10 protein-coding genes and 1 pseudogene are annotated in these 13,642 nt (G+C 41.8%); 5 read left to right on the forward strand and 6 right to left on the reverse strand.

The window, feature by feature from the left end; all coding sequences use genetic code 11:
- Positions 1–4: 4 nt before the first annotated feature.
- Complete coding sequence (trmB, locus tag JWG44_RS03485; RefSeq protein ID WP_205273572.1) at positions 5–658, reverse strand: tRNA (guanine(46)-N(7))-methyltransferase TrmB; 654 nt, start codon at positions 656–658, stop codon at positions 5–7.
- Positions 659–707: 49 nt separating this feature from the next.
- Between trmB and JWG44_RS03490 the strand changes: the two genes are divergently transcribed.
- From JWG44_RS03490 to JWG44_RS03500, 3 genes are all read left to right on the forward strand, one after another.
- The gene (locus JWG44_RS03490; RefSeq protein ID WP_205273573.1) at positions 708–1,646 is read left to right on the forward strand and encodes an MBL fold metallo-hydrolase; all 939 of its coding nucleotides are present in this window, start codon (positions 708–710) and stop codon (positions 1,644–1,646) included.
- Positions 1,647–1,775: 129 nt separating this feature from the next.
- Positions 1,776–2,126 carry a PilZ domain-containing protein gene (locus JWG44_RS03495; RefSeq protein ID WP_205273574.1) on the forward strand — a complete coding sequence of 117 codons (351 nt, stop codon included), beginning with the start codon at positions 1,776–1,778 and terminating at the stop codon, positions 2,124–2,126.
- Between the two features lie 125 nt (positions 2,127–2,251).
- Entirely contained in the window at positions 2,252–2,929 is a 678-nt protein-coding gene (locus JWG44_RS03500; protein ID WP_205273575.1) for a hypothetical protein, read from the forward strand.
- Between the two features lie 8 nt (positions 2,930–2,937).
- Here the strand turns inward: JWG44_RS03500 and yihA are convergent, their stop codons facing one another.
- The 3 genes and pseudogenes from yihA to JWG44_RS03515 all read right to left on the reverse strand — a co-directional run bounded on the left by yihA (position 2,938) and on the right by JWG44_RS03515 (position 6,960).
- On the reverse strand, positions 2,938–3,603 hold the full coding sequence (yihA, locus tag JWG44_RS03505) for a ribosome biogenesis GTP-binding protein YihA/YsxC (protein ID WP_205273576.1): 666 nt from the start codon (positions 3,601–3,603) through the stop codon (positions 2,938–2,940).
- Positions 3,600–4,900 (reverse strand): annotated as a pseudogene (tilS, locus tag JWG44_RS03510) (tRNA lysidine(34) synthetase TilS). Before tilS ends, yihA begins: the two are co-directional and overlap by 4 nt.
- Positions 4,901–4,920: 20 nt before the next feature.
- Complete coding sequence (locus JWG44_RS03515) at positions 4,921–6,960, reverse strand: GAF domain-containing SpoIIE family protein phosphatase (protein WP_232371459.1); 2,040 nt, start codon at positions 6,958–6,960, stop codon at positions 4,921–4,923.
- Between the two features lie 194 nt (positions 6,961–7,154).
- On the opposite strand from JWG44_RS03515, the gene JWG44_RS03520 reads away from it, so the two are divergent.
- Positions 7,155–9,197: a sigma-54-dependent Fis family transcriptional regulator gene (locus JWG44_RS03520; RefSeq protein WP_205273578.1), complete on the forward strand. Its 2,043-nt coding sequence runs from the start codon at positions 7,155–7,157 to the stop codon at positions 9,195–9,197.
- A gap of 775 nt (positions 9,198–9,972) precedes the next feature.
- Entirely contained in the window at positions 9,973–11,196 is a 1,224-nt protein-coding gene (locus JWG44_RS03525; protein ID WP_205273579.1) for a DUF3095 domain-containing protein, read from the forward strand.
- On the opposite strand, the gene JWG44_RS03530 is transcribed toward JWG44_RS03525, so the two are convergent.
- Positions 11,185–11,583 carry an SET domain-containing protein gene (locus JWG44_RS03530; RefSeq protein ID WP_205273580.1) on the reverse strand — a complete coding sequence of 133 codons (399 nt, stop codon included), beginning with the start codon at positions 11,581–11,583 and terminating at the stop codon, positions 11,185–11,187. The genes JWG44_RS03525 and JWG44_RS03530 overlap by 12 nt on opposite strands.
- 54 nt (positions 11,584–11,637) lie before the next feature.
- Positions 11,638–13,470 (reverse strand): ABC transporter ATP-binding protein, encoded by a 1,833-nt coding sequence (locus tag JWG44_RS03535; RefSeq protein ID WP_205273581.1) that lies wholly within the window; start codon positions 13,468–13,470, stop codon positions 11,638–11,640.
- Positions 13,471–13,642 lie beyond the last annotated feature (172 nt).

The following is a 13,642-nucleotide window of genomic DNA, read 5'->3' on the forward strand; positions in this document are numbered from 1 at the left end:
ATTTTTATTTCTTAATTAGAATCTGATCTATGTAGTAGATTCTTTTCCCTTCTTCCCGTTTCTTTCTCTCGAAGTGAGAAACGGGAATTTCCGATCTTTCCAATCTGAGCTCAAATTGTTCCGGGCGAAACATACTGGAATCGCGAAAGAGTCGAATTGCTTTTCTTGCGTAAGGTCCGTAATCGGTCGCGAAAGAAAATTTTCCCCCTTCAGGAAGGAGAGTTTTTAAAGAATGAAGAAACTTAGGATTCATCGTTCTTTTTTTATGATGTCTTCTTTTTGGCCAAGGATCGGGAAAGTTTAATAAAATTTCGGAAAAAACGTTCTCTTCAAAAACGTCTTCTAAGAACCAATTGAAGTTAACACAGAGAATTTTTACGTTTTCGAGCCGGTTTCTTTCGATGGCGCGCATCGTGTGTCGAATTCGGTCGAATTTTTTCTCCATGAGAACAAAGCCGGTCTTCGGTCTTTCCAGGGCCAGCGCGATCGCCACTTCTCCCCAACCGGAACCGAGTTCTAAAAAATATGTCTCGAATTCTTTTGGGAATAAATTTTCTTTTTTCAGTTTCCTTACAGGGCTAGCTTGTAAAAAATATTCAGAAGCGAATGGAATCCCTCCTGCAATTGACCAAAGTTTTTGTTCGAGATCTTGGATCATGGGTTATCGTCAGAGAATTTTACACATTTCGTTTGTCTAATCTAATACAGTGAAAGTAAAACTATACGGCGTAAGGGGCTCTCTTCCCACTCCCTTGGGCGAATCCGAATATCGGGAAAAAATTCTCAAAATTCTAAAAGCGGCCCACACTGAAATCAAACAGAAGAACGGAAGTTTCTCGGAAGAAGAATTCTTAGATTCTTTGGATCCTTCGCTTTCGAGAACGGTCGGTGGAAACACGACTTGCGTTTATATCCAAGCTCAATCCGGAGATCGTTACGTAATCGATTGTGGTTCCGGAATTCGTCAGCTAGGAAACGATCTTATTGCGGAAGGTCTTAAACCGGGAGACAAGATTCACATTCTCATCACGCACACTCACTGGGATCATATTCAAGGATGGCCTTTTTTTAAACCGGCTTACTTTCCCAATGTAGAAATTCACTTCTATTCTACCATACCAAATCTCGAAGAAAGGTTCGAAAGACAGCAAAACGAGGAAAATTTTCCGCTTCCTCTTTCAGGAATGATGTCGAAAAAGACCTTTCATCTTCTGGAAAAAAATCAAGATCACGAAATCGGATCCGTTAAGATAACTCCCTTCCTTCTCAGACATCCTGGGAATTGCACCGGTTTTCGTTTTGAAGAACTGGGAAAGAGTTTTCTCTTTTGCACCGATGTGGAAGTGCAAGAACCCGATTTAGACGAATTCCAAGATTTGAGAAAAGCCTTCGGAAAGACTGATATGCTGATTATCGACGCTCAATACAGCACGGAAGAGGCGGAGAAGAAGATCGGCTGGGGACATACTTCGGGAAAAGTTGCGGTACGATGTGGTGAAATTTTAGAAGTGGATCGATTGGTCCTTACGCATCACGAGCCGGACCATAAGGATGAGGAGATTTTGAAAATCTTTCAAAAAGAATCCGGCGCTTCTCCAAAAATGAACGTTCTTCTGGGACGTGAAAACGATTCCTTTTCTCTCTAAGGTCTTTTATTTTTTTAATGCCGTTTTCGATGTGGAAACTTTTTAAAAAAAGAGTTTTGTGTTCTTATTCTTGTCTCATTCTAAAAATTTTCTTTTCATTCAGCCAAATTGAGTTATCCTGGATGCGCTATGCAAACTGAGATGGGACAACAAAAAAAAACTGCTAGCGATCCTCTATCCGATAAACGTTTTTATAAGCGTTTTCGTAAGAATAACCTAGTGAAGATGATTCTTGGTAAGAACGAGATTCTTGGAAATTTAGAAGATATCAGTATGATCGGAGCTTCGATCAGCTCTAGGGAAGAAATACTCCTTGGTCAGCGTATTCGATTTATGTCTCCAATACTTTCCATTGAAATTGAAGCGGATATCATTCGCAGAGATTTAGTTCAGGAAACGTATAAGTACGGTCTGGTGTTTCACGATCTTTCCGATGCAGCCATTGTTGAAATTTTGAATAAGATCGCTTCTTCCGATTGAGAAGGCTTTTTTAGTTTCGAATTTCATAATCTTTTTATCATAGAATTGGATCGGTTTTAAAATTTAGAAATATTTTATAAACAAGCCCTTAACTTGGGTTTGTTGCGGTCGACACTAGTATTAGAATGAGAATCGGCGGCGAACATAGAATGCAACTCGGAATTCCCCGGGACGAATCCTTGCATTATATCGGTCATGGACAATTGGAAAGTTCTCCTGCGTCCACGTCGATTCTTCACGTAATCTCGCACGAATTGGGGCATGTCGCCGAATTTCGCTCTGAAGCGATGCGGGATCGCGCGGACATTCGTTCCATGAATATGAAAATTCATTACGAGTTTCGAAACGGCAAATTGGTCGCCGTTTCGGGAGAAACCGAGGCGGTCACCGTAAAAAAATCGGAAGAAAAACCGAATCGAGACGAACTCGTAGAATCACATACTCCGAAAGAAAAGGAAACCGTTGAAAAGGAAAAAAAAGCCGAAACTTCCAAGGCGGACTTAGAAGATAAGGAAAAGCAGATTCTTTCCGAGATTCGCAAAGTAGAATCGGAGCTCAAAACCTTTGACTCCGAAAAAGATTCCGAAGAGGACAAGGGAATCCGTTCGACTCGGAAAGTCGAGTTGGAAGAAAGAAAGAGAAAGTTGGAAATGTCTCTCAACCAAGAAAAACTGAAATCCATTTTGGAAGAAACTCTGGATACGTTTAGCGAGTTGATGGATAAACAAACTCGGATGAGTTTGAGACTTTTGAGCGCCGGGAATTCCGACAAGGTCGGAAAACTTTTGGATACAAAGGCTTAAATTCTTATTTAAGAAATTTCCTCTATTCTTTCCGTAAAAGACTCCATCGGAGTTCCGACCATTCCAATCAAAGAATCCACTATCTTTCTTAACTCAAGTAGTCCTTTTCCGGACTTATTGGAAACAAGAACAGTTTCCAACATCGGATACAACTCGTGAATGTTTTTCATTTTTTTTCTCAACTTGGAAAGATCGCTCTGATTGAGTTTATCGATTTTTGTTCGAATTAAAACGGGTTTGATGTTTCTTTCAAAACAGGTGCCGATCAGTTCCAATTCTTCTTCGGGAAGATCTCTTTGAGCGTCACAAACTAAAAACAGGGATTTCAAATCCTTTGCATGATTTAGATAGTCCATGAGTAGATCCATCATCGCTTCGTGATCTTTGTGCGAATTTGCAGAATATCCAAAACCGGGTAAATCCACTAAATAGATGGAACGATTTACAAAGAAAAAGTTAAGAAGTTTTGTTTTACCGGGAGTGGACGAAACCTTGGCTAAGGATTTTCTTTCCAGAATAGCGTTGAGAAGAGAGGACTTACCGGCGTTGGAACGACCGGCAAACGCGATTTGCGGGATCCCCTTAGAAGGGATCTTGCTTGCTTCGCCATAAGACGAGTTAAACTCCACGTCTTTGAAAAATGGCTCATCCTTTTTTTGAGGATCCTCGTTCATCTTCCGGGCTCCTGAAAGTCAGGTAGTATTTCTTTTTCCCTGTCCGCTACGATGTCGCTAATCTTAGAATCCCATAGACTCAGACAGATCACATCAACTTTCCCTTCCCCGTAAAGAATGGGTAGCATTTTTCTGATCGGAACCGGAATCTCTTTCTGTCTCAGGATCTCGGAAACTTCAACACTCATCCCATTTTTACGGATTTTTGCGCCCGGCGGACAAAAATCAGGAACAAATCCGGGGGGAATTTTTTTCTGCTTCCCGTTCCATCTTAAGATCATTTCTCTCGGTTCGAATCGAAACTCTTTCAGAGCGAGTGAATTTTTCGGAATTAAGTAGAGATCCGAGCTTGCCGATTTCCAAAACCAGGCTTCCTTGTTTTCGAGACCGAAAGAATTCTCGCGTTGAAGACAATCGCTTAAGTCTTCGAAAAAATTCCGGGTTAAGGGATACAAATCCATGGAACGCAAATAACGATCTAAGAAGAATTTTCGCTCCCTATGGGACAAGTCGTTTAACAACCAGACGTCGATTTTCAAAAAGGTAGGAACTTTTTTTGGATTGAGTTTTGACGAAAGAATCCCAGCGACCGGTTTTTCCATTCTATGAAAGTTTTTGTATATTCGATCCGGATCCGCTCCTTCTTGGAGCAACAACGGAACTATATGATTTCGAATTCTATTTCTAAGATATTCGTCGCTTTGATTGGACTCGTCTTCAAAAACGGGCCAAAACTCGGATTGTAAAATTGTTTGAATTTCGTTTGTAGCAAATGCAAAAAGAGGTCGAAATCGATTCTTTTCGTACCAGCCCAAGGTTCGCAAAGAATTCCATCCTCCTCCTCGGATTAAATTGAGAAGAATCGTTTCTAAATAATCGTTAGAATGATGTCCTGTAACGATGTAGGCGTCGTATTGATTGGAAATTTTTTCCAAATCCTTATAACGAAACGCTCTTCCGGTTTCTTCGATTGTCTTCCCTAACTTACGCGATAGGAGAGGAACGTTTTTTTTTTAAACATTCTCGGAAATGGAAATGTGCTTTCGGCGTAATCCAGAATTTTCTTTTCCTGATCCAAGTTGAATCGAATCGAATGATCTAGATGATAGATACAGGGTGCGGGAATTTTTTTTTCAACCCAAAGCCAAAAGTAAAAATGAAGCAGGATGGAAGAATCTTTTCCGCCCGAATAAGAGATAATTGCCGGTCGAGACAAAATCATTTCCTGAAAAGGTTGAATTCTTTCCCAAGCGGCTTCGAAAATCTTTCTTGTTGTCTCCGAGATCTTATCTCTCATAGGCGATCGCAAATGCAGTTCTAACGGATCCTCCGGATTGCGGCAAGAGTAATATCGTCCATCTGTTCTTGGTTGCCCGTAAATTTACGTATTTCGGAAACGATTCCGTCTAACATCGATTGTAACGGTTCTCCTTCGAATTGAAGAATCGATTTTTTGAACCGCTCCGATTCGAATTGGATTCCATCCTGATTGGAGGCTTCCAGAACTCCATCCGTACACATGATCAGAAGATCGCCGGGTAACATTCGAAATTGATTTAGATTTTCAAACTTGGAAATATCGGGATCGATTCCTAAAATGATTCCGCCGGTTGGAATCTCTTCCACTTTTTGAGCCGCTTTTCTTAGAAGATACAGAACTCCTTGACCCGCTCCGCTAAAAAGAAATTCATTTCGATTCATTTCCCATTTGATTACGGTCATGGACATAAAACGCGGAGAAGCGGAATCGTTGTAGTTTTGAAAGATATAAGTGTTTACGGTATTTACGATATCCCAAGGGCTTACCTTCTTACGGACTAAAGAGTGGATGATCGTCCTTACGGTCGCCATCACGATTCCCGCAGGGACACCTTTTCCGCTGACGTCTCCGATGCAGATCACGGTTTCCGTGTTAAAAGGATCCGTGATAAAATCATAGTAGTCTCCTCCGACACCTCTTGCGGGGACCATCGTTCCTGCAAATTCATAACCTCCGTGTTCGGGCATCTTTCGAGGAAGTAATGATTTTTGAAGTTCCTTCGCGATCTCGATTTCTTTATCGAGTCTTTCTTTTTGAGCTCGTTGATCAAAGAGGTGATAATTCTGGATCGAAATTCCCGCTTGGATCGAAAACGCATTCAAAACTTCTAATTCTTCCGCGTTAAAATGACGATCCTTTCGTTTTCCGAGTATGATTACGATATCCGATTTGTCAGTGTGTACCACGGGAAGAATTGCTAGATTCAATCCCCACATTCCGAATTTTTCCAGTTCCGGAAAATCCGAGGAGAACGCGAGTTTGGATTCCGAAAGTTCAAAAACCTCCTTTAGAAAAAATTCATATCGTTTGATCGGGATCGACATTTCTCCCGGAATCGGTTCGAGTTCTTTCCGGGATATTCTTCTTTTGTAATCTCCGATCGTTTCCGTTTCATCATCGGTTGTTTGAATTCTTACTCTAAACGTAGATTGCCGCGCCATGTCGACATCCATTCTGATCTCGGGGCTTGTAATGTTACCGGTAAGAAAATGACCGAAGAGAGTGTGATTGTCCTTGTTCCATTCAAAGAGAGAATACAAATCGTTTTCGGAAAATTCAGTCAGGGAAAGAAGAATCACTCGAAAGATTTCAACCTTATATTTAAAACCTAAAGAGGAGAGCCGAAGCGCCGCAGAATGAAGAGATCTAAAATTTCTGGATTGGGTTTGTGATACTTCGAATAGAATTCGGTTCTTTAGCGTTACGGCGAATTGTGCGGCGAGGAGTTCTAAAAAGTATCGATCGTTCTCCGCTTTTTCGGGATCGTCCCTGTTATAATCGACCGTTATGATTCCCAAAACCTCCCCGTTGAGATGAATCGGAACCGCGAGTGCGGCAACCGTTCGATTGAGCCTCGCATACTGTTTGAAATGTTTGTGTTTTTGATCCGCAAACTTGTAGTAAATCGATTTGCAGTGTTCGATACACTCGGTGAGCGGACCGTTGTCTTCTCCCTTCTTGATTTCAAAGTGTTGGGCGACCCTGGAAAGAGAAGACTTCTGATTCTTCACCGACATCACAGTCATTCGATCCAGGCGCGGTTCATAGATCATCACGCTGACGCCGGGAATTCCTAATTTGTAAAATGCAAGAGAAGTGAAACTTTCTAAAAGATGGATTAAGTTCGGACTTGTGTTGAAGAGCGATAAGAACTCGAGAAGGATTTCGTTGCTAAAATTCGTGTCCGTCGGTGGTTGAAGACGCGGGTTCTTTCGCTTTTCTAAAATCCATTCTCTACCGCAGGATCGACAGAAAAAACGTCCATTCCGGAACAAACCATCTGGAGTCTTAAATTCTGAGCAAAATGCACAGGTCATAGACGTAAAATTATAAAAAATACGGTTTGTTATGATACAAATAATTTGGAAATAAACACAAAAAAGACGCTCTTAAATTAAGCGAATTAAAAAAAATCGATTGACCTCAAAACCATCAAATCGCAAGAATTTTAAGCATGTCAGGATATGTGAAGCCAAGTCCATTAAGATCTATACAAGAAGTTGCGACAGCGATGAATTCTACTTTGGATCCGGACAAACTCCTGGATTTGATTTTGGAACGTTGTATTCAGATTTGCGAAGTCGGTTCCGGATCCTTGATGCTCATCAACGAAAAAGAGAACCTCCTCGATATCGTTACTTTTCGTGGAATGAACCCTTCCATCCGAACAAAAGTAAAACTGAAAGTCGGGGAAGGGATTACCGGGATCGTAGCCGCTTCCGGCGAAGGGATGATCGTCAGCGATGTTACCGCCAATCCGCATTATATTTCTATCAAAGACGATATTATGTCCGAGCTCGCGGTTCCTATGATCGTGGAAGATGTGGTCATCGGAGTTATCTCTTTGGATTCCAGCCGTAAGGGCGCTTTTAACGATGAACATCTCGAAATTATTTCTACTCTCGCAAATCAAGCTGCTCAGATTTTTAAGAATTTGCAGATATTCCGACAACTTGAACAGAAGAATAAGATCCAACAAGTACTCATCGATATATCCAGAACGGTTACTTCCACTTTGGTTCTTCAGGAAATTTTCGAAGATATCATGGATCGTCTGGAAAAATCTCTAAATCTCGAAAGAGGAAGTATCGTCCTTTTTGAAGCGGAGAAAGCGATTCTCAGATTGGAAGCCGCTTCCGGTTTAACTGCGGAAGAGATGGAAAAGGGAGTTTATCTTCCCGGTGAAGGTGTGACCGGAAGGGTTTTCGAAACAGGGGAACCTATCATCGTAGAATCGATCGCGAACGACGAAAACTTTTTGAATCGTGTCGGTAACGCGGCGCATTTTAAGAATAACCCCGAGAACGTTAGTTTTCTTGCCGCGCCTATCAAATCGGATACTGATGTTTTAGGCGTCGTGAGCGTTTACTTTGTCCATAAGAAATACATCGACCTGAAAACTTATTTAGATTTTTTGCAAGTAGTTGCGTCCATTATCTATCAGGCGATCCGAATCCAAAAGTTGATCGACGAAGAAAAAAGAGAGATCTCCAGAGAAAACGTCCTTTTGAAGCGGGAGCTGAAGAATAAATATAAGTTCGGTTCTCTGATCGGAAAATCGAAACCGATGGAAAAGTTGTTCGAAATGATTCACCTTGTTTCGGATTCTCGAGCTTCCGTTTTGATTACCGGAGAATCGGGAACCGGAAAGGAGATGATCGCCTCCGCGATTCATTACAATTCTTCCCGTTCCGATAAACCTTTTATCAAAATCAACTGCGCAGCGATCCCTGAGAATTTATTAGAGAGCGAACTTTTCGGTCACAAAAAGGGATCTTTCACCGGTGCGGTCGCGGATAAAAAAGGAAAGTTCGAGATGGCCGATACGGGAACGATCTTCTTGGATGAAATCGGTGAAATGGATTTGAACCTGCAATCCAAACTTTTAAGAGTCCTTCAGGAAAAAGAGATCGAAGCGGTCGGTTCCGTTAAACCGAAGAAGATCGACGTTAGAATCATCGCGGCAACCAATGCAAATTTGGAAGAACTGATTTCCGAAAAAAAATTCAGACCGGATCTTTTTTACAGACTCAACGTAGTCAATATGATAACGCCTCCTTTGAGGGAGAGAGCGGACGACATTCCTCTTTTGATCAATCACTTCATCGCAAAATACGCCGAAGAAAACGGAAAAAAAATCAACGGCGTAACGAGAGAAGCTCATAAACTTTTGATGAATTATAACTGGCCCGGAAACGTTCGAGAACTTGAAAACGTGATCGAACGCGCGGTCGTTCTTTCTCAATTGGAGATGCTTGATATCCAGGACTTTTCCGAAATCAACGGAAGACTTCTTTACGGAGACGAAGAATTTGATCCGGAAGTCGGAGATTCGGACGCTTCCGTCGAAATCGCGAATTCTCGATTTTCTTCTTCTCATTTGGACGCCCTGGACGGAAGGGCCATCGAAGTTGTGGTCGGAGAAGTGGAAGCCCGTCTGATCAAATACGCGATGAAGAAATTCAAATACACGAAGACAAGAGTGGCGAAATTTTTAGGAATCAATCGTAACACCCTCGATAAGAAAATAAAGGATCTTAAAATCGATTATTGATCGGAGTTCCGTCCAACCGGATCGTATCGATTTCGTAACAATACCTCTTTTGGTCTTTCGAAAACGAATCGAATCTTTACTCGTGCTTCACTTGTTTTTGAAATTTCAACTACGGCAAAGTTGGATTCGGTCTTTACGTTTCGGATTATTTGAATTCCATTCTTAAAATCGATTTTCTGTCGAGTCCATAACCTTACTAACAGGTCGGAAAGTGATTGAGAATAAAAAAGATTCCAATGGGAATGTTTGTAGGAATTCCTACATGGGATTTTTTTCTTGCAAAATTATGATTTTCTGATAGAGCAAAGTCACCCGGAGTCTTCCGCCACCCGCCCCACCACCCGAAATTTGGGCGGGGCGCGCGACTTTTACGGAGGATCGTCGTTGTTACGACAGATTCTTTGAAAGATTTAACCCACTCGTGTGTACGGTTATGGTCGAGTCGTATGCGAAACTGACTTAAAGGCCGTTTCCAAATTTTTCTTTGAATTCCGTTTTTCGGAACAAGGATTGAATCCCCGATTTTATCGGTTTCTCATCCGAGATCGAAAAGTCGATTACTGATTCTTAGAACGACTCTTTCTTCAGGTCGTAAAAAAAACGTTTAATTTTTTTAAAAGCGTCTAAGAATGGTATCGGCTTTTGTTCAAAACGATTGTTGATGAAAGTGTAAGTTGCGGATGAAAGAACTTTCCGTTTTTGTAAAATTCGGAACCGCAAAACTTACAAACGATCCGATTCTTAGATTAAAAAATATCGAATTAGGTGAGCGAGAATGATCCAGACCGCGGATAAAACGCCAAGTGTAAATACCGAAAACTTTTATAAGTATCTCCCGTTTCTTTCTTCTTTTACCGAAATCATTGAGCCATCTAATTATTACACGGTGCCCGATGATTGGAACTTGATCGTTACCGATGTTGTGAATTCTACGGAAGCGATCCGCAACGGGAATTACAAGGACGTGAATATCGCAGGCGGGGTGACTGCGATGGCGGTTTCCAATTTGATGGGGGATATGGATTATCCGTTTTTATTCGGCGGAGATGGAATGACTTTACTTTTACCGAATAGCGTTCTTCCCGGTGTGAAAGATGTTCTATTCTCCATTCGAGAATTGGTAAAAAATAATTTTGGTTTAAAGTTAAGAGCGGGAATCGTAAACGTCGGAGATCTCAAAAGATCCGGAAAAGAATTAAAACTTTGTAAACTTAAAATTTCGGAATTTTATAACCAAGCGATTCTTACCGGCAGCGCGTTGGACGCGGCGGAGAATCTCGTGAAGAACGACGATTCTTCCAATCCGTATATCATTCCTTTGACTCACAAGGCAAGGATCAAACCGGATTTTACGGGATTCACCTGTCGCTGGCAAGACATTCCAAGTCATCGGGGTGAAACGGTTTCCTTTATCATAAAATTGAATCCGATTCAGGCGTCTTCGGATCCCGGTTTGTTGAAACTGATCCTGGATCAAATCGGAATTCTTCTCGGAAACGATACACAGATCCATCCTTTGACCGAAGAAGGAATCAACGTTGATATGAGCGGCAAATACTTTAACAAAGAAGCGACCGTTCATACGGAAAACAGAAAGGGATTCTTACATTTTTTAAGATTTCTCAAAATCAAAATCGAAGGTTTTGCGGTAAACTTCGCCGTAAAAACACAATGGAAATTCGGTCCCAAGGTCAACGGAGTGGAGTTACGAGAATTGAGAAAGTCCCAGATTATCGCGTCGGACTTTCGAAAATACGACGGAACCTTAAAGATGGTGGTCGCCTGCGATACGAAGTCTAGAGAAGCGTTCATCGACTTTTTACAGGGACTTTACAAAGAAGGTAAGTTATACTTCGGTTATCACGTATCCGATCGAGCTCTTATGACTTGCGCTTTGCACGAGGGGTCGGTAAGAGAAGTGCATTTTGTGGATTCTGCGGACGGCGGTTATGCTCTCGCCGCGATTCAGCTGAAAGAACAAATCCGTTTAGGAGGTTGATCCGAGTTTCACGTTCCAATTTTCATCGAAGAGTTTATAATTACAGGTAAGCTCTTCTCCAATTCGAATCAATCTCGTCGCGCTGTCCTGTCCCATAGGATTGGTTTGATCGCTCGTAAAATCCTCTTTGGTATTCGGATCGTCGCTGTGATTCATAAACTTGGAATTATCGGAGCAATAGAACCATTTCCCGTCGGTTTGATAAGAATAAGTACGGAACATTTCTTGAACGGTGGAAGGAAGAGAATTGAGTTCTTGATCCGTTAGAACCCAAACGGTTTTCGGATGATATTTCCAAACCAATTCGCCTTTTTGAATGTCTCTTCCTGCGAAAAGACCAAAACCTCCGATCGGAGAATCGGCTATGTATGTGGGTACTAAAAGCATTTTGAAAATCTAAAATAGCCGGGAAAAAAATTGCAAGTAAGAAACGGAGGTTCTTTAAAGAACCATCGCATGTTGTTCCGGTTCCGGAACGGCGAATCTTTCGAGTTTTCCGTTTCTGATCTGAAAAACCTGATCCGCTTCCCGAATCGTGGAAAGTCTGTGAGTAACCGAAATTACGGTTCTTCCCTCTCTCAAGAAAGAAAGCGTTTTCATGATTCTCGCTTCGGTTACGGGATCCAAAGAAGAAGTAGCTTCGTCCAAAAGAAGAATTTGAGGATTTCTTAAAAAGGCGCGAGCGATCGCGATTCTTTGTCTTTCTCCGCCGGAGAGTTTTGTTCCACGATCTCCCGTGTTGGTTTCGTATCCCATGGGAAGCGAAAGAATCAGTTCGTGAATTTCGGCGCGTTTTGCGGCCTCGATTACTTCTTCCAGAGAAGCGCTCGGTTTTCCGATTCGGATATTTTCGAAAATTGTGGTATTAAAAAGAAATGTTTCTTGGAACACAACGCCGACCAAAGATCGAACCGAACTTCTGGAGACAGAATTCAAATCGATTCCGTCGAAATAAATTCTTCCTTCGTTGGGTTGTACCATCCCGAGGAGGAGTTTGATAAATGTACTTTTTCCCACACCGGAACCTCCCACGATCGCGGTATAACTTCCTTTTGGAATCGTGAGCGATATATCGCTTAGATTTTTTGAACGGCCTTTGTAACGGAAGTGAACGTTTTCAAAACGAATCTCTTGTTTTAATTCGGGAATGGACGATTCTTCCAGGTTCGATTCAAAAACGGGGGCCCGCAATAATTCTAATATTCTTTTTGCGGAACCGCTGGCATGATTCAAGGCGGGGAGATACTGAGAAAGATAAAGTAAAGAATAACTTAAGTTTAAGAATGGGGGTAGAAACGCCGCGAGTGTTCCTATGCTCAGAGCGTTGTTATAGGCAAACGCGGTTCCCGCCAGCAGAAGAACTCCTTGTAGAAGAAGAATCCCGGAACCGGCCGAACGTTCCAGATAGGAGTTTGTAAGTCCTAATCTCAATGAAACCTGAAAGAGTTTCTCGCAGTTGTTTTTAAATCTACTAAAGAAATAATCGCCTAAGTCGTAAGCCCGGATCAAATTTTGAGCTGAGATGGATTCTTCCAGCATACTCAAAACTTGAGCTTCCTCTAATTTTCGGGAATAACTGATCTCGGTCGACTTTCTGGAAAGAAAACCGGGCCCTAAAAATGTGATAGGCCAGATCAACAGAGCGATAAGCGCCAATTTCCAATCCAAAAGAAAAAGAAGAATGGTTCCAAAAAGCGCTTCGAGCAAAGGACCAAGCCCCCAGGGTATAAAGGCGAGTAACGCGTGTTCCAAAGAAGCGAGGTCGTTAAAAAAACGCGAAAGAATATCGCCCAATTTATTGTTCGAGAAAAAATCAAGACTCAACTGATCTAAATGTTCATACATCTGTAATCGCAGATCTTGGATAATCCTGGAAGAAGCCCAGTTGTATAAATAATCTCTAAGTGTTCCGAGAATCGCGAACGTCACCGTTCCTACCGCTAAGTAAGCGCCGATCCAATAGAGTGCGTTTTGATTTCGATTGATGAGCGCTTCGTCGATGAGATACTTAAAACTAAAAGGAATACTCGCATAGAATCCGATCTCAAAACAGAGAAGGGCGATGATGATAAAAATTCTTCCCTTGTATTTTTTTACGAAACGGAAAAGTCCAAAAATCAATAAACCGGGAGCGCCCTCGTTTTCGGAAGCGGGTTTCTCTTTTTTGAGGTTGGGAGCTTTCCATTTTTTTGCGGATCCTTTTTCCTTATCAAGAGGTAAGGGTTCCGATTTTTGGATCAGCTGCTCCGGGTTGTATTCGAGAGGTCTTTTCATTCCGTTTTTGGAAAATGCAGTCCTTTTATTTTCGGCAAATATCTTTCATTTCCACTCTACTTTGACTGTTTTTCCGGGAAAGTCCGAGGCAAGAATTTTTCAACCGATAAGAGACAGAATCCACCCGGAAAAGACTCGTTTTTTTAGAAACCGACTATTATGCTAGTAAGTA

It is taken from the genome of Leptospira ainazelensis (genome assembly GCF_016918785.1).
Classification (GTDB): Bacteria; Spirochaetota; Leptospiria; order Leptospirales; family Leptospiraceae; genus Leptospira; species Leptospira ainazelensis.

Bases quoted from the DNA above. Each gene is read 5' to 3' on its own strand.
- trmB (WP_205273572.1), bottom strand. From the start codon at position 658: ATGATCCAAGATCTCGAACAAAAACTTTGGTCAATTGCAGGAGGGATT.
- JWG44_RS03495 (WP_205273574.1), top strand. From the start codon at position 1,776: ATGCAAACTGAGATGGGACAACAAAAAAAAACTGCTAGCGATCCTCTA.
- JWG44_RS03500 (WP_205273575.1), top strand. From the start codon at position 2,252: ATGAGAATCGGCGGCGAACATAGAATGCAACTCGGAATTCCCCGGGAC.
- yihA (WP_205273576.1), bottom strand. From the start codon at position 3,603: ATGAACGAGGATCCTCAAAAAAAGGATGAGCCATTTTTCAAAGACGTG.
- JWG44_RS03515 (WP_232371459.1), bottom strand. From the start codon at position 6,960: ATGACCTGTGCATTTTGCTCAGAATTTAAGACTCCAGATGGTTTGTTC.
- JWG44_RS03520 (WP_205273578.1), top strand. From the start codon at position 7,155: ATGAATTCTACTTTGGATCCGGACAAACTCCTGGATTTGATTTTGGAA.
- JWG44_RS03525 (WP_205273579.1), top strand. From the start codon at position 9,973: ATGATCCAGACCGCGGATAAAACGCCAAGTGTAAATACCGAAAACTTT.
- JWG44_RS03530 (WP_205273580.1), bottom strand. From the start codon at position 11,583: ATGCTTTTAGTACCCACATACATAGCCGATTCTCCGATCGGAGGTTTT.
- JWG44_RS03535 (WP_205273581.1), bottom strand. From the start codon at position 13,470: ATGAAAAGACCTCTCGAATACAACCCGGAGCAGCTGATCCAAAAATCG.